Raw genomic sequence first — 20,216 nt, forward strand, 5'->3', positions numbered from 1 at the left:
AAAATCATTTGAATGATTTCTTCTTGGTCTACGTGCCATAAAATACTCCATATATTGATGTTTATAACATCATTTGAGGAGCAGAATATCACTTATAGGAGTTGTTCAAATTTACGGATCCATCTCTCAGGATTACCTGCGCCAGAATCCCTACCTACAGAAAGGTTTGCACCCCATTTATCGTTAAACTTACGGCCTACACCTGCATTCACAGAAATTTGATCGTCTTTATAGTCAATAAGATTGTAGCCATTTGGTTTACCAACCAGCGGGCCTGTGGCTTGGCTCACTTGATCTAATTTAAAAGGACGTACAACAAAATTAGACCAGTTCACCCAGCGAATATTTGCAAAGGCAATGGTGTTGGCCATAATCCCTGTTTGCAAGTCTAAGTTAACTGACTGTGGTGTAGAAAAGGTAAAAGTATCAATAGGGTTAGTACTTAAATTGAGTAAACCTGCTGTCTCGTAAGGTTTTAATGCAATACGTGCATAATTAATTTGCTCTTTCGCATCAATTTTATGTTCGACTTCAGAGCGATAGGTTAAAGATGCTTTTAAGGCAATTTCAGGAATTTGATAAGCAACACCTGCTAACCAGCCCCATGAATAGTCATTTCCTGTTTCTAAGTTATAGCCATCTAAAACAGAAAATAATGAGCCACGTAATTTCACATCACCATTTACAGACTGGTAAACAGGGCCAGCATAAATGTTCCAGTTTTCATTGGGTTGATAACCCATAAGCAAAGATAGACTTTGTGTTTTAACGGTAACTTCTGTACCGCCAGAAATACCGAATGGTGCAACATTCGCGCCAGAGACAAACGCATTTTCGCCTTCATATTTGGCATCTGCACCATAAGGTTGGTCGTACAACAAACCCAAAGAAATATGATCTGTAGCTTGAACTTTTAAGGCTGCAGTTGGGAAATAATAATCACCCGCCATATCATTGGCAGCCTTCCCATTTTTGTCCTGCCCCGAAACAGAAGGATCAAGCACGGAAATACCAGCTTCAAAGTAATTACCTGGCTGTAAAAAGGCAGAAATAGATTGACCAGAACGGTCTAAACCACCTGCAAAAGCCATAGGGCTAACACATGCACTGAGTAAAATGGCAGATTGAAGCGTTGTAAGTTTCATAGCAGACAGGTCAGGGAGATGACGGTGTAGAAAAAAATTGATGGAAAAATAACATAATATTGAAAAAAGTACAGATGTATATAAAATAATAATTAATCAAAATGTGAATAAAAATAAAACTTTTATGTTTGTATTTATTTGTTTTATATGTATTTTTATAAAAACACAGCAGTCCTTCTGTAATAGGCTGTTTGTTCTAAAAATACACATGTATACAAAATAGCTGAATTTCAACCTTATAATGACAAGATGTATTGCCATGCACAATCATGCTATAAAATAATGGTATGCATACCAACAGCATGCATACGCGTATAAGACTTAAGTTGCTAAGGGTTCAAATTCATGAAATGGGAAGAAATTGGTAATCAACCTTGTTCCATCGCTAGGGCATTATCAGTTCTGGGCGACCGCTGGACTTTACTAATTATTCGCAATTCATTTTTGGGTATGCATCGGTTTGATGATTTTCAAGAAAATCTAGGTTTAACTCGCCATGTACTTTCTGACCGTTTAAAGCGTTTGGTTGAGCATCAAATTTTAGTAAAAACGCCGTATATGGATCGGCAGGAGCGTTTTGAATATCGACTGACTGAAAAAGGCTTAGAGCTTTATCCACTCTTAATGGCCATGAATACGTGGGCTGATAAATGGATGGATGAAGGGTTAGGCTCACCGGTTCAGTACGTCCATAAGCGTTGTGGGCAGGTTTTTAAACCGATGATGGTCTGTTCAGAATGTGGTGAGCTACTACATGCGAAACAGGTCAAAGCAGTGTTTACGGAAGCATATTATACCAAGCTGAATCAGCTCAATCAGGTTGTATAAAAGCGCCAATTGGCGCTTTTGGGAAAGGTAAAATTAACGGTACGTGACTAAAGGCAATTTGCAGGTTTGGGTACACCCGCTAAACGGCTAAGATGTCGTGCCACTAAGCCAGTATTAAACTTTTCTTGCAAGATTGCATTGTTAATGTCTTGACTCACGGTTTTCATCAGAAATTTGATGAGTGGGCGTGTTGCAGGAGAATGCCCAAATTGTTGGTAAAATTGACGCACAGCTTGCAAAATTTCAAAGTGCCAAGCCGTCAATTCTAAATCTAAAGATTTAGCCAGCTCTTGTGCAACCTGTTCATTCCAAATGCTGTAATCGACTAAATGGCCATCTTGGTCCAAGGCTAAATTCATTTTAAATAACCACTTATTTTAAGGTTACCACACGGGTATATTGAAGGCATAGTGTTGCAAATTGAGCGTAGTTCAATACAGCTAAATGCTCCAAAGCGCTATCAGCTGGTATTAATGCTTTCTCGGTGTCTAAAATCGCACATGAAAAATTTGCTAGCGTGGGCTGTGCCACATGCATGACAGCATCACCCATCAGTACCACGCGATCTGTTGATGTTGCCATTTGTTGCAATTTTTCTAATACGGAGAGCGTATTCGCGTAGCTGGATTGAACTAAAAATAATGTCGATGTATTCATTGCATTATTCCTTACCAATACAAAACATGGTCAAATTGCTGAATGAGCGTTGCATTGAGTTCAACAAACTCAAGCTCTTGTTCTGTTGTTTGTACCCAACGTTGGCTTTGGTTTTTAGTTTCAACTAAAACTGGTGTTAAGTCATAAAATTCAAAGCTTTCCACCATATTGGATGCAACTTTAAATGCATGCTTTATTTGATTAAATTCTATATCTGAAGCCAGTAAACTTAAGGCAGCATCTTGTAATAGTACTTTGACTTCACAGCCAAAAGTAGCCAAAACCATCGTTGCAGAAAGGCTTTCATGCACCTGCAAACTACTTAAGTTGGCTTGGGTTAATATAACGAGTACTTTTTTCACACGATAAACCTTTTATATACAGCAAATTAAGCCAGTAACATTCATTAAAATTGAATTAAACGCTCTGAAGACTGAACTGCATCTGCGAGTTCACCTAATCCAATCAATTCAAAGCCTTCAGCAAGATTGTAATGCTGAATATGATGACGCTTGGCATTTTCTTCATCACTAATGCCACGTGCAAGTGCTGCACTTACACACACAGGTAAGCGAATTTCGAGCTTTTGCCATTCTTTAGTTAAATTACGTTGGTCATCGGGCACCCATTGCAATGTATTAGCAACAGCGACACCATCTTGATAGAAAAAAACTCGAAAAGCTTCATTTTTCAAATGTAATGCTTGTGCTAAACCTAAAGCATGCCATGCATGTATAGATGTAGGAGAGGAGGTAATTAGTAATAAGGTACTCATACTTTCACTGCAAAAATTAGTTGCAACAGCAACTGAATTTAGACGTTATCAGAAAAAGACATTATACAATAATTTCAGGTGCCATAATTTTAATGATCTCGTTATAGGCTAGATTAAATTATCCTGTCTTTTAAGAATGATTATTTTAAATGTTAAGAGATCAACCCAATGATTGGATAATCACTCAAAACACATTACAGACAATTTACTATTGATGCTCCTTAAATCGATTCTCGTATACAACTTTAGTCAATTGTTTTTAGTTGCTCCTAATAGTCAACTTGCTTAATGCTCAATTAAGTAGCTAATAAAATAACGGGTGAAAAAAATAAAATTCTTCATCAAAAATGATGGTTTAGTATGACCTAAGAAATTTGTGCCGAGCTTGATCATGAAAAATTAAACTATTTTATTATTGCTTAAAGGAACTGCAGCTTGAGCATTTCTCAAATGTATTGTGTAGAAGTACAAGGAGCTATTTAAAGTCATGAATCAACTCAATATAAAGATATATTTGACCAGTGTTAAACCATGGAAAAGAACATAAAATCTTCGCTATAAACTGCTGTAGTTTCTAATCAATCTTTAAGGTGTTTTAGTTTGGCTTGCTTATCTTGAAGCAGTTTTTTTTAATAAAATATTGTATTTAGAGTAGAGGTAGTGTGCCAATTTATTCAACTGATAGTTAGATGGATTTTATATGAGTAATTACTTAAGAAACTTGAATTATTGTTAAAAATACTTAATAAATAATAGTTTAGATATAATTTTTTGTTGTATTAATATTTGGTTGTGTTAGTTTTTTGTTGAACATAATAAGATGAAACTTCGATGATTTACTCAACCCCCAAGTTAGTAGTTGAAAAATATATAACTTTGTAGCTGAATTTGACGGACTAGATACCAAAAGTCGATTTATGCAACTTTCCATTTTTTTTAAAGCACTTCATGAAGGCGTAGAGTCAGGTTTTCAGGCACATAGATCATTAGAATTTCAAGGTATATTTAACAACATTGAAAAAAGTATTTTTGCAAATGCAGCACCTGAATTTTTTGATAAGAAAAATTTTTTAGAGTGGGTTGTAAGAGAAATAAAAACTGAACCTTAGAAGAAGCAAAAAATTATGTCGTAGTGGCCAAGTGCTATTTTTTGTATTGAATAGGGTTCATTCAAAAGTCAAAAAATGATCATGAGTTGGTACTTAAATGACTAATGAAAGTCCTTTCTCCCTTTGGAGTGAAGAGTAAGCTCCGCAAAAGGATGAGGAGGTTTTAAGTATAAAAAACCTCTCCCTTTCGAATCAGTACTTCCAATTTTTTAAAGGAGAGGGAACTTACATCATGAATGTTCATAGTTCAAAAAATGATTTATTAAAGAAGTCTAATGTATTTAAAATAGATAAAGCATACATAGAATTAGAAATTTGGATTACTGATATGGCATGAGTAAAATTTAAAATACTAGTTTAGAGTACGCCATGCACTCCTTAATAGAACTACAATCAATGCAATGAGCATATATAAAAGATATTCCCCAACCCCAGATGCTTGATCAAGTCTGTAATGATAGGCAATAAAGAGTAGAATGATAATTCCAATGATATGAAGCATTGTGATTTATAAAATTTTAATAAGTATCAAAAATATAATAAGTATTGGGTTGAGAAAATGCAAAAATTTGCGGTCATGATCACAGATAAATTTTAAGCATAGTTGAATTTTATTCAAAAGAGACTGAGTTAAAGTTTCTTTCTTAGTGGTATAAGTGAATGATTAAAATAAAAAATGTATGAGAAAGATTGATTGATTTAGTAAAAATTAGACTGCTTTTTTAGGTGTGTTTTTATAATTCTGGCTATATTCAACATACAGTTGGTATTCATAACAACAACAAATGACTTTTTTTTAAACAGTAATATATAACTATAATTTTCTTGAATATTCGCCAGCTCAAGAGAAATTGTGAGCTGGCTTATTTGGTTTAGATATCTGTGGATCTGTTACACAGAGCATCAAAATAATTCAAATAAAACATAGCTTACTGATTCAGAAGTGGAGTTGATAAAGAATGATTTTAGTCACGGGTGGTTTAGGCTTTATAGGCTCACATATTGCTTTAAGTCTTTTAGCGCAAGGACAAGAAGTCATTATTGTTGATAATTTATCGAATGCGAATTTACAAATTTTAGAGCGCTTGGAATTTATTTCTGGCATGTATGTGCCCTTTGTTAAAATTGATATCCGCAATACACCTGCCTTAAATAAAGTGTTTGAGCAGTATTCTGTGAGTGCTGTAGTTCATGCTGCTGGGTTTAAGTCACTCGAAGAATCTGTGCTTAAACCTCTGGAATACTATAACGATAATGTAAGCTGTATTATGAGTTTAATGCGTGCTATGCAACGCACAGGTGTGCGTACTTTAGTACATTTATCAAGCTTAGCTGTATATGGTAAATCCTCTGCGCAACTAAAAGAGGATATGGATTTTCATTATGCATATCCAAATCCCTATATTAAATCTCAACAAATGGTTGAAGAAATTATACGTGATACCGCTCGCACCGACAGTGAATGGAAAATTGTGATATTGCGCTTATCGAATATTGCGGGTGCCTTAGAGCAAGGTATTTTAGGTGAGTTTGTAATGCCTTTACCTAAAAATATTGTGCCTTTAGCGATGCAAGCTGGTGCCATGCAACGTGATTTTATTGAGCTACGTAAGCATGCTAATACAGATGATAAAACCAATGAGCGAAGCTTTTTACACGTTTTAGATGCCTGCCATGCGATTAGTAAAAGCTTGGAATGGCTGAGCCAACAGCAACAGGTATGTGAAGCCTTTAATATTGCGGGTGAGTTAATATCTATCCAAAAACTATTAGATGAAATTGCAGAAGTGACACAAACCACCATTCAAACAGTGGAGTCGAGTTACTATCCAAATGAAGAGTTAGACCGTTTAGGTGCAGATATAAGTAAAGCAGAAGCAGTATTAGGCTGGAAACCTGTGCGAAATTTGCAGCAAATGCTCAAAGATGAGTGGAATTTCTATCAGCAAATTCTACGTGGGCAATAACGTTAATTCCCCTACGTTCAAAACATGAAATGAATATGGTGATGTGACATATATTTTTACGATCGAGAGGATTGTAAAAAGCGTGATAATTGATATTGATTCTTATTTACAATTGTTTGGGGATTTCATACACTCAAATCAGCCATAGCAAAGTATTGTTTAATTAGCTAAAGCCAAGGTCTTAAACAAGGAAATAGGGTTGTAACATGCAAACACGTATTGAACATGACACGATGGGTGAGGTTGAAGTACCAAGCGAAGCAATGTGGGGAGCGCAAACACAGCGTAGCCTACAAAATTTTAAAATTGGTGCAGAACGCTTACCTCGACCAATGATTCGTGCGATGGGATTGGTAAAAAAAGCAGCGGCATTAACCAATGCAGAGTTGAATCAAATTCCACAGGACTTGGCACAATATATTGTGGGTGCAGCTGAAGAAGTGATGGCTGGGCAGTGGGATTCACAATTCCCTTTAGTAGTTTGGCAAACAGGTTCTGGCACGCAAAGTAATATGAACTGCAATGAAGTTATTGCGAATATTGCGAATCAAAAGCTGGGGAATCCATTAGGTTCACAAAAGCCAGTTCATCCAAACGATCATGTGAATCGTGCACAATCAACAAATGACTCATTCCCAACCGCCATTCATGTAGCAGCAAGTTTACAAATCAATGAACTCCTTATTCCTGCAGTCACTCAATTACGCAACACCTTGCAGGCAAAATCTGAAGAATTTGCAGATATTGTAAAAATTGGCCGTACACATTTACAAGACGCGACACCACTGAAATTGGGTCAAGAGTTTAGTGGCTATGTGTCACAGTTAGACCATGGATTAAAACGTTTACATCAAGCTCTAGAAGGTTTGTACGAATTACCATTAGGTGGCACAGCTGTAGGTACAGGCTTAAATGCGCATCCAGATTATGCCGTGAAAGCTGCAGAGCAATTGGCAAGTTTAACGGGTTTGGCATTTGTGACTGCGCCAAATAAATTTGAGGCATTAGCAGGGCGAGATGCTGCCGTTTTTGCATCAGGTGCCTTAAAAACATTAGCAACCAGTTTAAATAAAATTGCCAATGATGTTCGTTGGTTAGCAAGTGGCCCTCGCTGTGGTTTTGGTGAGTTGAGAATTCCTGAAAATGAACCTGGTTCAAGCATTATGCCAGGTAAAGTAAACCCAACTCAAAGTGAGGCAATGACTATGGTTGTCGCACAAGTAATGGGGAATGACACCACAATAAATATTGCAGGTGCTTCAGGTAACTTTGAATTAAACGTGTTTATGCCTGTTATTGCATTTAATTTATTACAATCTATTCAGTTGTTGGGTGATGCTTGTAATAGCTTTAATGACCATTGTGCAGTAGGGATTGAGCCAAACCGAGAAAAAATTGATCATTTCTTACATGATTCACTTATGTTAGTCACGGCTTTAAACCCAGTTATTGGTTATGAAAATGCAGCTAAAGTGGCTAAAACGGCTTATAAAGAAGGTAAAACTTTAAAGCAAGTTGCAGTTGAGTTAGGACTTGTGACTGAACAGCAGTTTGATGAAGTTGTACGACCAGAACAAATGGTTTCACCTAATACTCAATAAGTGCAGAAGGCTTTTAGCCTGTATAAGAAAATCCACGTATAACCACTGATAATTGATCGTTTAGGTCTTTTATTGGTGGTTTTTTGTGCGATGAGTTTTTGATTTAATCACCATCAGCAATTGATCCAGAAAAGGCTGGCAATTGCTTTACAGTTAAATGGATACACTGTTTAATCTGCTGAAATGTTTATTTAAAATTTGATGTAAAATGCCTAAACAAACTCGATTTCTCTGCATAGGTGGATTTCTGAATGGAACTCAAGTAAAAGACCAAGGTGAAAGCTTTACTTGTGTAGAAAATGGTAAGTCAATTACTTACTTTAAAAAAGAAATTTTTAACCAAGATGCATGGGATCATGACTACTATGTGTGTGAAACTACAACAGATACGCAAGCGCGTAACTGGGTTTTTGATATTCAATAATTCTATATTTGTTAAATTTTAGATACTAAAAAGCCCCTATGGTTAAGGGGCTAGTCGTATCACTCGCGTGATACTCATATAAGGCTCATCTCATACTGCGTATATTAAAGCATATATTTCAAAAAATTACAGCTTATAAAACTACTTTGCTGTGTTGTTCGCTCATAACATGCTATGTATACTGATATCGCATATTTAATGCATGACATTAATTGAATATAAGATAATATAAAATGAAAGAATATAAAGTTGTTATTTATCAGGAAGGTATGCTGGGCTCTTTGCTTTTAGGCTCATCAAAGGTTGATCCTGTAAAGTTTACAAATTTTTTAAACCAAAATGCACAACAAGGTTGGGCTGTCATTACTATGGAAAAAGACATCCGTCGCATGTTGCTGTTTTGGAAACGTGAGGCTTATGTTGTCATACTGGAGCGTGAGCGATGAAATATGGTGTTTTTAGTGCATTAATCATTTCTGTCTTGTGGTGCATTTTGGCCATTGCTCAACTGTGGTTTTCGCCATTAAGTTCTGAAATATTTACTAAAGTAACCATTTCAGCGGGTATTTTAGTCGCGATTATTGTACTGAGCACTATTGTGATCCGTGAATTTCTTACAGATCAAAAGCTAAGAAAAGATGGATTTATAGATTAATTTGGTTTGTGCATCTGCTCTACAAAGTCCATTTAAATAATTAAATGGACTTTTTTTGAGTCTTTATATTGTGTATTTCATTTCGATATGAAGGCTCAGGTTTTGCGTTGATGCCTTACGAAGCTATTAATAATTGCTTAGCGATCACAGGCCAAAGGTTTTGATGCGACTTTTTAAACATCAGCATGTGACCAATCATTTTATGATTATAGCTGGCTGGTTTAAGCTCAATCATATCGGTATGGGCATTTGGGTAGAGGCGGAGTAAGTCTCTTACATTGGCTTCCGTGGCAATTTCATCATCAGATGACCAAAGTACTGTAATTGGAGTATGTACTTTTGAGTGAAAGTCTTCATGAATGGTTTTGCCGACAGCATTAAGAATATAACCAGGCTTTGAACAGAATTGTGCCCATTCACGCGCAACATCTTTGGGTAAGTTTTCACCCATGCCAATTGCATTGGTTGGGCCATAGCCTAATGTTAAACGAGCAAGTGGAAAAATACCTTTAAACATTATTGGTGCAAGTATTTTTGTGCGTCCTTTTAAGCCTTTGATATGACCACTTGAGCCAGACACCGCAACAACTTTGGCCACTTTATGATGGTTGGCATTAACCCCCATAAGCTGACCACCCGCACTATGGCCGAGTAAATAGACCTGTTGAGCATGGGTTTTATTTAACAGCACATCTATCGCGGCAGGAATATCTAATTCACCCCATTGAACGATACTGGCTGTTGAGTCCTTGAGTTGACCGTGTAGTGATTCGCCAATGCCTCTAAAATCGAATACCATGACATCAAAACCTTGTTCGCTCAACCATGTCGCAAAGCTATGATAAAACTGTTTGGTAATACCTGTAGCTGGGCAGATTAAAACTGGTAAATTTTGCTTTTCTTTGTTGGTATGTGCATAAAAACGTGCAGCCAATTGATAGCCATCTTTACATACAATAGGAAGTGCTTCAAATTCAGACATGATGAAGGTATTTATAAAAAACAAGTCATGATTTAATTTACACGAGTTCTAAAAAGAAACTTGCTAAAAGAGTGACTTTAAAGTCAGTTGGAAGACCATAAAGTAAAATAAGGAAAATTAAATGGATCATTTATTAATATCAGTTTCAGTGCAATGCGCCATTGTATTTAGTGGGCTGTTTTTATGGGTAGGCATGCTTACTGGTGTATGGAAGTATTGGCAAATCCGTCATTCGATACAGGCTAGAGCGCACTATTATGTAGATATCGCGCATCGTAGTAGTTTGTTATATGCACCTGCGTCGCTTATTTTGGCTGTGTTGGCCTATTTTTCGCAATTTCCTGAGTGGGTGAATTTGCTATGCGTTTGGGTTAATTTAGTTTTTTTTAGTTTCTCTATTTTAAGTTATATCTTACACGGGGTTTTACAGGACACCACAAATCAATTTAAAACGCCTCATCGTTTAGGCTCAAAATGGACTGTGCCAACTTGGTGCATGAGTTTGGCTATGTTATTGCTGGTGATAGGGGAATTGGGGGCAACTTTATTATTAATTTTAGGTACGCTTATGCGCTTTCTCAGCTGAACTTATGTGTTTAAAGGGGGTTGTGGGAATGAAATATTTTAGGGAAAGATATTGTTTTTATTATTTGTATATTTTGATTGAAGATGGATGACGGAGTCATCCACCTTTCAATCTTTGAAATATTGAGAAGAAGTATTACGACGGTATTTTTGGTCTACAACAGCCCAAACAAAAAAAGCACACGAGACGATGATTGCATACATGAAATATTCTGGCTTTAAGTTGCCATGAATCATCCCTTGTATTAATAACGTCAACATGAGGGCAAAAGTTGTGCTGACAAACGTCACCATGTTCTTATTTGCCTTTAGAGCGTTAATGAAGAATTGCTTGTTGAAATGTATAGATAACATCTCCATCCCTCCTTTTTTGTTGTTGGTACTAAAACCTTAATGTTTTAGTCTGGATTTCAATTACAGTTTTACTGTGATTTTGAGTGTATTTCAAGCACTAATGTCATTATTTTGTCATATTGACATGTTAAGTCATGAAATTTGTGTATGTGGTGGAATTGTTTAAATATTCAACAGTGTTTAGCACATGCATTTAAAAAAAATAAGTACTTTAACGAAGTTGAATATTTCTAAATACCTGCGATTTTGCATGGTTTAAAACAGTGCAAAATAGCGGGGTTATAGCTTAATAAAGCAAAATATGGACCAGTTTTGTAGGTCGTAGATTGAATGGATTAAGAGATCACTTAAACTTGAAATAAAATACTGAATGAAGAAAGTCAGGCAGTGTATCAAAGCTAAAAATAAATAAGTACGCGTTTTTGTTCGGCTTATGTTGTACTAAAGTGTCGTTATTCGTGGTGTTTCGTTATCAATAAGTTTGGTTTGATGCATTAGTCAGTTGGTGCATCACAGCATGAAGAATAGAAATGATGCTAGATAAGCCTGAGTCAAAGATAACATTGCAGAAGTGTATGGGAAGACGAATAAAAGCATATTTGGATAAAATATGACATTTATAGGTCATTGTTAAAATCTAATTTTGGGTAAAAATTTGATTTTATTCCATTAAAGTAAGAAAGCTTAGTTTTTTACTTTATCAATCACAAATGCAATGATAAGAACAATGACTGATGGGATTAGCCATGCAAGATTCTGTTCATTTAAAGGTAGATTTTGTAGAAAAGCAGGTAGTTGTTCTGAGAAGCCAGCAACTTTAATACCATCAACAATACCAAATAAGAATGCTACGCCAGTTACAGGTGCAATAATTCGAGAAGGATTGTTGAAAAATTTACCACAGAAACTTAATAAAATAACGGCAATTGCAGGTGGGTAAATTGCACTTAATACTGGTACAGACACCGCAATTAATTTAGTTAAACCTAAGTTTGAAATGACTAATGAGAAGCCAATCAAAATTAATACAAATACTTTGTATGGAATTTTAGTTAATTCTGAGAAATATTCAGCACATGCACAAGTTAGGCCAATAGCAGTTACCATACATGCAATAAAGATCATTGCAGAAAGGAAATAAGCACCCATATCACCAAAAGCGTGTTGAACGTATGCATGCAGGATCACTGCACCATTTGTTGCATTTGGAGCGATATCATGGCTACTCATGCCTAATTTAAATAAGCTAATGTAGACGAGTGTTAGACCAATACCTGAGATAATGCTAGCAATAACGGCATATTTGGTAATCAGTTTGCTATCCGACACACCGCGTGACGTGATGGCTTTAACAATGACAATACCAAAAACTAAAGCACCTAAAGTGTCCATGGTTAAATAACCATTCACAATCCCTTCAGATACAGGGCTTGCTACATAGTTACCTACCGCAGGCGGGATGATGCCAGCTGGAATAAAGAATGCAGAAACACCTAAAACCACTAAACCTAAAATTTTAAGCGGTGAAAGGAAATAGCCCACAGTGTCCAAAATTTTATTTGGATACAAAGAAACAATGGTCACTAAAGCAAAATAAATGATGCTATAAATCATCAAAGTATTTGAAGAGTTGCCAAAGTAAGCGGAGAAACCAATTTCATAAGAAACAGTTGCAGTACGTGGTGTTGCAAATAAAGGCCCTACTGCTAAGTAACAAACAACAGTCAGTAAAATACTGGCTGCTTTACCTAGGGGAGAACTTAAAATTTGAATCGAACCATTTACACGAGATAAAGCAATAATAGTGATTACAGGTAGGCCAACGGCTGTGATTAAAAAACCAAAAGCGGCTAACCATACATGTTCACCGGCTTGCTGTGCCACAATCGGTGGAAAGATAATGTTACCAGCGCCAATAAATAGGGCAAAGGTCATAAAACCTAAGGCAACAATATCTCTAGTACGGAGATTTGTCATAAGTAAAAGGGAGATGGGCTAACCAATAGAAGTCGGTAATTTTAAAGCAGGTAAAATTTGATTTGCAAAATATTTTATTTTATTGATGAATATTTTTTATAATATCCAATATTAATATATTGAAAGATCAAATGTTGTTTAATTTATCCGTTTGATTGCGTGAAATATATTTAAAAATAAGAGAAATTAAGCAGACTTGAATATTGTTTAAAAAAAATTAATGCCCTATGTATTTTTTGTTTATAAAACAGGCAATTTTAGCGTTACTTACTATGGATTGACAGTTCAAAACCATGTATTAAAAACAAAATGCTGTAAAAAGGTCTATACTCTATTGTATCGAATTTGAGGATGATGTAATGAAAGCTTCCAGTATCACGATTAAAACCGAGCAGGATTTAGAAAAATTACGTATTTCAGGACGTTTAGCTGCGCAAGTTTTAGCAATGATTGGGGAGCATGTGAAGCCAGGCGTAACAACAGAGTATTTAGATGACCTGTGTAACGATTTCATTGTGAATACTTTAAAGGTTATTCCTGCCAATGTTGGCTATTATGGCTATACCAAAACAACCTGTATTTCTCCAAATGAAATGGTGTGTCATGGTATTCCATCTGCTGAAACGATCTTAAAAGACGGCGATATTATTAATATTGATGTTGCGATTATTAAAGATGGCTATTTTGGTGACACCAGCCGAATGTACTATGTAGGTCAAATTAAACCTGAAGCAAAACGCTTGGTCGAAACGACATACGAAGCGATGGTTGCGGGTATTCATGCTGTTAAAGCTGGTGCAACATTGGGCGACGTAGGTTATGCCATTCAATCTGTTGCACACCGTGAAGGTTATTCTGTTGTGCGTGAGTATTGCGGTCATGGTATTGGTAAGGTTTACCATGAGCAACCAAGTGTGTTGCATTATGGTCAGCAAGGCCAAGGTGTAGTGCTTAAAACAGGCATGGTGTTTACGATTGAACCTATGATTAATGCCGGTAAAGCCAGAACCAAAGAGCTTAAAGATGGCTGGGGTGTGGTGACGGCAGATAAATCATTGTCTGCACAGTGGGAACACATGGTTGCAGTAACTGATGATGGATTTGAATTGTTGTCTCCATGGCCTGAAGGTTATGGAACATATCCAGAAATCTAAGTATCTCATAGGCTTAACAATAGTGGCAGTTATGTATAAATTTTAGACTTTAGTCTAAAATTTATACTGAAATACTACTTTAATAGATATTAGCGATAAATTTTTTTAAAAAATTAATTTAAAAACAAAGAGATCAGTTTCGTTCCAAGTCTTTTTTAGTGTTAAAAAGGATTTATTGTTGTGTGTATTTTGGTCTATTATTGTTTTAAGAAATTAGCTGTAGTTTCTGATTTCAAGCTTACCCTACACATAGGGTAAGCTTTTTTTTGTGCTGAACTTTATCAATGCTTGCTACAAAGTAAATAAAGTACCCGAGTAATTTATTCATATATAGTGATGATTAGTGTTTGCTAAGTTGAGCAACTAAATAATCAATAAATACACGCACAGCTGGTAATAAGCCTCTACGTGAAGGGTAAACTACATGAAATGTACCGTGTGGCGCTTTCCAAGTAGGCAGTACTCGTACCAATGCACCCGAGTTTAAATGTGTTTTTACAACACTGTCAGGCAATAAAGCAATACCACAATCTTGTCGAGCAAGCTCGGCCAACATACTGAGATCTGAGCCTAATACTGTCGGATTAACCCGAATTTTAATTTGTTGGTTTTCTTCATTGTGGAGCACAATATTTTGATCCAAATGCTCATCTGACATACTTAAAATATGATGTTGTGATAATTCGCTTGGGTGTTTTAAGTTGCCGTGTTCATTTAAATAAGCTTGGCTGGCAAAGAGATGTTGCTCAATGGTTTCAAATTTACGTAAGACCAAGTTAGGATCATCGTCTAAGTTATCGCGTACGCGTAAGGCCAAATCAAAACCTTCATTAATAATATCCACCCGACGGTTTGTCACAATCATTTGAACTTTAATTTCAGGATATTTTTTTAAAAATTTGGGTAATATGCGCGCGATTTCATTTTGTGCAATGGAAATAGGGGTACTTAACTTAATGACACCACGTGGTTCTGTACTTAAATGATCAACTAAGTCATGGGCGGCTTGTGCTGCATTCATCATGACTTGGGCATGACGATATATGTTCATGCCAATATCAGTCACTGCAAAATGGCGTGAGCTACGTTGAATCAGTCGAACCCCTAAGCGTTCTTCAAGGTTGTATACACGTCGACTGAGTTTAGATTTTGGAATATCTGTGGCACGTTCTGCTGCACTAAAACCGCCATGTTCGACCACTTGGGCAAAACAATAAAAATCATCCAAATCACTCAGCATTTATATATTTCCATTTATGCAACAATTTAGACTATTAAAAATGATCGTTGCAAAAAAAGTCAATTGCATTTTGGCAAAGTTTACAAAGAGCTTATCTCAGCTTTATTTCTTATGCTGTAAATATGTTGATTAGGTAAATAATGGATTAGGCTAAGCATCATGCGCATGTAAAAACCGCCCAATTTCAGAGGCAAATTTTAGAGGTTCACTTAAGAGCGGTGTATGCCCGGATTTTTTAAAAATGACTTGTTGTGCTTGCGGTATGGTGTTTGCAATTTGCTGTTGACCTTCGGCTGGGTAGAGCTTTGATTCGGCACCAATAAAAAAAGTCACAGGGCACGTGAGTTGTGTCAGTGCTTCTCGGTAATCTTCTTGATGCTCAAGATAATTATGTATATACCAAGACAAATAATCTAAGCGTTGTATGGGTAATACGTGTGCTTGCAAGCGTGGATATTTCAGGGCTTGCTTAATTAAAAAGGGTGCAATTTTGCTACCAGCTTGTAAATCTATAAATGCTAACCAACTGTTTAATAGGCGTTGACGGTCTGCACTCTTTAAATCAGGCATGGCTTTGGCATCTTTGCTACCAGCTTGTAAATCTATAAATGCTAACCAACTGTTTAATAGGCGTTGACGGTCTGCACTCTTTAAATCAGGCATGGCTTTGGCATCAGGGTTTGCTTTAAGCACCTGTGAGATTTGCTGTAAAATTTCGATAAACTGTGTATGTTTTTCGCCAAATAATCCAAAAGGCCAACTTTGATCAGCACTTATTTTGGGTGTTTGATCAATATGTAAATATTGCTGAATAGAGCGGTGGAATTGACCATATTGCATGCCATGCATGGCTGTTGTTGCACCCATAGAATAGGCAATTACTTTAAACTGAGGCAGATTAAGCTGTGGAAGCAATGCTTCAATATCTCGCCAATGACTACTAATGGCATCTAAATGAGGAATTTTGCATTGTTTAGAGCCACCAAAACCACGCCAATCTGGAATAATAAATTCAAATTTCTTGTGGTGTGGATATAAAAAAGGATGCCATTGCCAACTTTGTATGCCTAAGCCTGATAACACCAATACAGGTTCACCTTGGCCATAGCGTCTTACAAACAGCTGTTCTCCATCTGGCATGTGATAATAGGGCATATTTTTTCCTTTTTATTTTATTTATCTTGGCACATTTGAATGGTACAAAGAGATCCTATAAGATTTGCTTAATATTCATCCAACTCAAATCATGTTTTTAGTAGTGGGTACAGTATAGATGCCATGGCAGTCTAAGCCACTTTATTTAAACATCATGTTTTTTTTCTGTATCTGCTGTTGCATCAAAGGCCTTTAAAGCAGGAATTAAATCTTCCAGCCAACGAATCCAGCCTCGCTCTAAATCAATACCAAGCTGTAAAATCATTTTATGAATAAATAATTTACGGTCATGAGGCACTGTGTTTGGAAAATCCTTCGCAAAGATACTTTCGTATAATTTTAAATTTTCTTGATGTAACTGCAAGTGGCGTTCTAATTCGGGCAACATGGTATTGCCACCAAATTGTGCTTCGGCACGTAAGCGTACCATAAGGTCTTCTCGCAATTGGCCTGGTGGGCTTTGTTTGACCATCCAGTCAGCCAACTCAGCACGACCAAGTAGTTCAACTTGATAGGTTTTTTTACGACTGTGGTCATCATCTTCTAAAGTCGAGATCCAGCCTTTTTGCATCATGACATTTAATTCACGATATATCTGCTGATGGGTCGAATTCCAAAAGAATCCCATAGAACGGTCAAAGCGACGTGCCAAATTTATCCCTGTACTTGGTTTTTCAATCAGACTGGTTAGCAAAACATGAGCTAAAGACATAGTTGGGACCGCATTAAAATTTTTAACAACTTTATTATGCAACAAGTTGCATAAAAAACAAATCTCGAATATAAATATATGCAATAAGTTGCATAAACCACAGATTCGGGCAGCTAACTACATGCTCAATCTGGAGTTTGAATAAACATAGCCAGCACAAATAAGCACGCTAAGGAGAGATTATGTCTAACTACCCACATTTATTGGCACCATTGGATTTGGGCTTTACTACATTAAAAAACCGAGTCCTCATGGGATCTATGCATGTTGGTTTGGAGGAAGCCCCAGGTGGCTATGAGCGTATGGCTGCATTTTATGCAGAACGTGCACAAGGTGGTGTTGGGCTGATTGTCACTGGTGGTATTGCACCCAATGAAGCAGGTCTAACTTTTGCTGGTGGAAATAAGCTCGATAGCAAAGAAGAAGCAGATAAACATAAAGTTGTAACTCAAGCCGTTCATGAGGCTGGTGGTAAAATTGCTTTACAAATATTACATACAGGCCGTTATTCATATCAGGCAGACAATGTTGCGCCATCGGCTATTCAAGCCCCAATTAATCCAGTAAAACCACATGCGCTTAGTTCTGCAGAAGTCAGTCAAACGATTGCGGACTTTGTAAACTGCGCTAGCCTTGCACAATATGCTGGCTATGACGGCGTAGAGATTATGGGCTCTGAGGGGTATTTGATTAACGAATTTATTGCTAAACGTACCAACCATCGTGATGATGAATGGGGTGGTAGCTATGAAAATCGTATTCGTTTTCCTTTAGAAATTGTACGCCGTACACGTGAAGCGGTTGGTGAAAACTTTATCATCATCTATCGTTTATCAATGCTTGATTTGGTTGAGGATGGTTCGACATTTGAAGAAGTTGTGCAACTGGCAAAAGCAATCGAGCAAGCTGGCGCGACGATTATTAACACAGGCATTGGTTGGCATGAGGCTCGAATTCCTACAATTGCCACCAAAGTACCACGCGCTGCTTTTACTTGGGTCACTGAAAAATTAAAAGGCCAAGTCAAAGTCCCATTAATAACGTCTAACCGTATTAATACCCCAGAAATGGCTGAGCATGTATTGGCTTCTGGTCATGCAGATATGATTTCTATGGCACGTCCAATGTTGGCAGATGCATTTTTTGTAGAAAAAGCATCTGAGGGTCGTAGTGATGAAATCAATACCTGTATTGGTTGTAACCAAGCCTGCCTAGATCATATTTTCTCAATGAAAATTGCATCGTGTTTAGTGAATCCACGTGCATGCCATGAAACAGAATTGCTGTTTAAGTCGACTTCACAAGTGAAAAAGCTTGCCGTCGTTGGTGCAGGCCCTGCTGGTTTAAGCTTTGCAACCTATGCGGCAGAACGAGGTCATCAAGTAACCGTATTTGAGGCGGCGAATCAAATTGGTGGTCAGTTTAATATTGCTAAAACCATTCCGGGTAAAGAAGAGTTTTACGAAACACTACGTTATTTCAAACGTAAAATTGAACTCGCACCCAACATAGAATTAAAACTTAATCACAAAGCGACATTTGAAGAGCTTGAAGCAGGTGATTTTGATGACATCGTAATTGCTACGGGGGTTACACCACGTGAACTGCAGATTGATGGTATTGAGCATGCAAAAGTACTGAGTTATTTAGATGTATTAAAAGACCGTAAAGCTGTAGGACAACGCGTTGCAATTATTGGTGCAGGTGGTATTGGTTTTGATACGGCTGAATTTTTAAGTCATGAAGGGGAAAGCGGTAGCCTTAACCCAGAAAAATTTTACGATGAGTGGGGTATTGATACGACCTATGCGCATGTAGGTGGTTTAAAAGCACCGCAAGTAGAGCAACCTAAACGTGAAATTTACCTATTACAACGTAAGGCAAGTTCAGTGGGCGGCGGTCTAGGTAAAACGACCGGCTGGATTCATCGTACAGGCTTAAAGCACCGCAATGTAAAAATGATCGGTGGCGCAAGCTATGAAAAAATTGATGATCAAGGATTACATATTGTAGTCAATGATCAGCCTGCTGTACTTGATGTTGACAATGTCATTATTTGTGCAGGTCAAGAGCCTTTTACAGCAATGTATGAGCAATTAAAAACTGCGGGTAAATCTGTACATTTAATTGGTGGTGCGAAAGAAGCAGGAGAGCTAGATGCTAAACGTGCAATTCGTCAAGGTGCTGACTTGGCAGCGGTGATTTAATCAACCTCATACTAAACCATGATGACTATATTCAAGTAGATGTGCAGTTGTGGGACGTCCTCTCCCTTTGGGGGAGGATTGAGGAGAGGGAAATGATTCATCAATAAAAAAAGGACACAAAAATGGCCATTGAAACAACAAAAAAATCTGTTGCACGTTGGCACGAAATGCTCGACACACGGGATATGAATATTTTAAATGAACTCTTGGCAGAGGATGTGGTGTTTCGTTCACCTGTCGCGTTTAACCCATATCCGGGTAAGCCTGTGGTGACTTTTATTTTGACCAATGTGATTCAAATTTTTGAAAATTTTACCTATCACCGTGAGTTTTACTCAGAAGATGGTTTAAATGTGGTGCTTGAGTTTTCTGCTAATGTTGGCGAGAAAAAGTTAAAAGGGATCGACATGATTCAGTTTAATGAACAAGGACAGATGATTGATTTTGAAGTCATGCTCCGTCCGAAAAGTGGATTGGAAGCTTTGGCAGCGCAAATGGGTGAGCGCATTGCGAAATTTCAGCCTTAAATCTGCTGTTTTTTAAATGCCCATCTCAGAATAATAAAAAGCATGATGGATATCGTCATGCTTTTGCTTATGTAGCTTTAGTAAACAAATATTGCTAGCGAGATACGTTTTTTAATGGGCTTTGTTTGTCAAAGTGAAAAGATTGAAATGATTTGCTGTAGT

Annotated in this window: 22 protein-coding genes; 11 read left to right on the forward strand and 11 right to left on the reverse strand. The window is 37.0% G+C overall.

The features are described from left to right. Positions 1–92: 92 nt before the first annotated feature. Entirely contained in the window at positions 93–1,145 is a 1,053-nt protein-coding gene (locus HYG93_RS13495) for an OmpP1/FadL family transporter (RefSeq protein WP_178962563.1), read from the reverse strand. A gap of 345 nt (positions 1,146–1,490) precedes the next feature. On the opposite strand from HYG93_RS13495, the gene HYG93_RS13500 reads away from it, so the two are divergent. Beyond that, complete coding sequence (locus HYG93_RS13500; protein WP_106984983.1) at positions 1,491–1,973, forward strand: helix-turn-helix domain-containing protein; 483 nt, start codon at positions 1,491–1,493, stop codon at positions 1,971–1,973. A gap of 47 nt (positions 1,974–2,020) precedes the next feature. Here HYG93_RS13500 and HYG93_RS13505 read toward each other — a convergent pair whose 3' ends face one another. From HYG93_RS13505 to tusD, 4 genes are read right to left on the reverse strand one after another with little or no spacing between them, the layout of a single operon-like run. Continuing rightward, positions 2,021–2,332 carry a TusE/DsrC/DsvC family sulfur relay protein gene (locus HYG93_RS13505; protein ID WP_120366000.1) on the reverse strand — a complete coding sequence of 104 codons (312 nt, stop codon included), beginning with the start codon at positions 2,330–2,332 and terminating at the stop codon, positions 2,021–2,023. A gap of 13 nt (positions 2,333–2,345) precedes the next feature. After that, positions 2,346–2,630, reverse strand: a complete 285-nt coding sequence (locus tag HYG93_RS13510; protein ID WP_106984985.1) for a hypothetical protein — start codon at positions 2,628–2,630, stop codon at positions 2,346–2,348. Positions 2,631–2,641: 11 nt separating this feature from the next. Beyond that, the gene (locus HYG93_RS13515; protein WP_106984986.1) at positions 2,642–2,992 is read right to left on the reverse strand and encodes a hypothetical protein; all 351 of its coding nucleotides are present in this window, start codon (positions 2,990–2,992) and stop codon (positions 2,642–2,644) included. A 44-nt stretch (positions 2,993–3,036) separates the two neighbouring features. Beyond that, a complete protein-coding gene (gene tusD / locus HYG93_RS13520) occupies positions 3,037–3,405 on the reverse strand; it encodes a sulfurtransferase complex subunit TusD (RefSeq protein ID WP_106984987.1) in 369 nt (122 codons plus the stop codon). A 917-nt stretch (positions 3,406–4,322) separates the two neighbouring features. Here tusD and HYG93_RS13525 point away from each other — a divergent pair. From HYG93_RS13525 to HYG93_RS13550, 6 genes are all read left to right on the forward strand, one after another. Beyond that, complete coding sequence (locus HYG93_RS13525) at positions 4,323–4,514, forward strand: hypothetical protein (protein ID WP_106984988.1); 192 nt, start codon at positions 4,323–4,325, stop codon at positions 4,512–4,514. 959 nt (positions 4,515–5,473) lie between these two features. Then, positions 5,474–6,481, forward strand: a complete 1,008-nt coding sequence (locus tag HYG93_RS13530; RefSeq protein WP_120366035.1) for an NAD-dependent epimerase/dehydratase family protein — start codon at positions 5,474–5,476, stop codon at positions 6,479–6,481. A 206-nt stretch (positions 6,482–6,687) separates the two neighbouring features. After that, entirely contained in the window at positions 6,688–8,082 is a 1,395-nt protein-coding gene (gene fumC, locus HYG93_RS13535; protein WP_120366036.1) for a class II fumarate hydratase, read from the forward strand. 208 nt (positions 8,083–8,290) lie between these two features. Next, positions 8,291–8,506 carry a hypothetical protein gene (locus tag HYG93_RS13540; RefSeq protein ID WP_106984991.1) on the forward strand — a complete coding sequence of 72 codons (216 nt, stop codon included), beginning with the start codon at positions 8,291–8,293 and terminating at the stop codon, positions 8,504–8,506. Positions 8,507–8,739: 233 nt separating this feature from the next. Beyond that, complete coding sequence (locus HYG93_RS13545) at positions 8,740–8,952, forward strand: DUF4177 domain-containing protein (RefSeq protein WP_106984992.1); 213 nt, start codon at positions 8,740–8,742, stop codon at positions 8,950–8,952. Further along, positions 8,949–9,161 (forward strand): hypothetical protein, encoded by a 213-nt coding sequence (locus HYG93_RS13550; protein WP_120366037.1) that lies wholly within the window; start codon positions 8,949–8,951, stop codon positions 9,159–9,161. The genes HYG93_RS13545 and HYG93_RS13550 overlap by 4 nt, the downstream gene beginning before the upstream one ends. A gap of 115 nt (positions 9,162–9,276) precedes the next feature. Here the strand turns inward: HYG93_RS13550 and HYG93_RS13555 are convergent, their stop codons facing one another. Continuing rightward, positions 9,277–10,143, reverse strand: coding sequence for an alpha/beta fold hydrolase (locus HYG93_RS13555; protein WP_106985031.1), 867 nt, complete (start codon positions 10,141–10,143; stop codon positions 9,277–9,279). A 121-nt stretch (positions 10,144–10,264) separates the two neighbouring features. Here HYG93_RS13555 and HYG93_RS13560 point away from each other — a divergent pair, with 121 nt between their 5' ends. After that, positions 10,265–10,729: a hypothetical protein gene (locus HYG93_RS13560; RefSeq protein ID WP_106984994.1), complete on the forward strand. Its 465-nt coding sequence runs from the start codon at positions 10,265–10,267 to the stop codon at positions 10,727–10,729. Between the two features lie 107 nt (positions 10,730–10,836). On the opposite strand, the gene HYG93_RS13565 is transcribed toward HYG93_RS13560, so the two are convergent. After that, entirely contained in the window at positions 10,837–11,082 is a 246-nt protein-coding gene (locus tag HYG93_RS13565; RefSeq protein WP_106984995.1) for a hypothetical protein, read from the reverse strand. A gap of 684 nt (positions 11,083–11,766) precedes the next feature. Then, positions 11,767–13,059 carry a branched-chain amino acid transport system II carrier protein gene (gene brnQ, locus HYG93_RS13570; protein WP_106984996.1) on the reverse strand — a complete coding sequence of 431 codons (1,293 nt, stop codon included), beginning with the start codon at positions 13,057–13,059 and terminating at the stop codon, positions 11,767–11,769. A gap of 359 nt (positions 13,060–13,418) precedes the next feature. Here brnQ and map point away from each other — a divergent pair, with 359 nt between their 5' ends. Next, the gene (map, locus tag HYG93_RS13575) at positions 13,419–14,213 is read left to right on the forward strand and encodes a type I methionyl aminopeptidase (protein ID WP_106984997.1); all 795 of its coding nucleotides are present in this window, start codon (positions 13,419–13,421) and stop codon (positions 14,211–14,213) included. 340 nt (positions 14,214–14,553) lie between these two features. On the opposite strand, the gene HYG93_RS13580 is transcribed toward map, so the two are convergent. The 3 genes from HYG93_RS13580 to HYG93_RS13590 form a co-directional block, all read right to left on the reverse strand. Continuing rightward, positions 14,554–15,453, reverse strand: coding sequence for a LysR substrate-binding domain-containing protein (locus tag HYG93_RS13580; protein ID WP_120366039.1), 900 nt, complete (start codon positions 15,451–15,453; stop codon positions 14,554–14,556). Between the two features lie 150 nt (positions 15,454–15,603). Beyond that, positions 15,604–16,608, reverse strand: coding sequence for an alpha/beta fold hydrolase (locus HYG93_RS13585; protein ID WP_178962564.1), 1,005 nt, complete (start codon positions 16,606–16,608; stop codon positions 15,604–15,606). Between the two features lie 145 nt (positions 16,609–16,753). Beyond that, on the reverse strand, positions 16,754–17,320 hold the full coding sequence (locus HYG93_RS13590) for a PadR family transcriptional regulator (protein WP_106985000.1): 567 nt from the start codon (positions 17,318–17,320) through the stop codon (positions 16,754–16,756). A gap of 182 nt (positions 17,321–17,502) precedes the next feature. Here HYG93_RS13590 and HYG93_RS13595 point away from each other — a divergent pair, with 182 nt between their 5' ends. Then, positions 17,503–19,527 (forward strand): NADPH-dependent 2,4-dienoyl-CoA reductase, encoded by a 2,025-nt coding sequence (locus HYG93_RS13595; RefSeq protein WP_106985001.1) that lies wholly within the window; start codon positions 17,503–17,505, stop codon positions 19,525–19,527. 122 nt (positions 19,528–19,649) lie between these two features. After that, positions 19,650–20,054, forward strand: coding sequence for a nuclear transport factor 2 family protein (locus tag HYG93_RS13600; RefSeq protein ID WP_106985002.1), 405 nt, complete (start codon positions 19,650–19,652; stop codon positions 20,052–20,054). Positions 20,055–20,216 lie beyond the last annotated feature (162 nt).

This window comes from Acinetobacter sp. SwsAc6, assembly GCF_013391565.1.
In the GTDB taxonomy this organism is placed as follows: domain Bacteria; phylum Pseudomonadota; class Gammaproteobacteria; order Pseudomonadales; family Moraxellaceae; genus Acinetobacter; species Acinetobacter cumulans.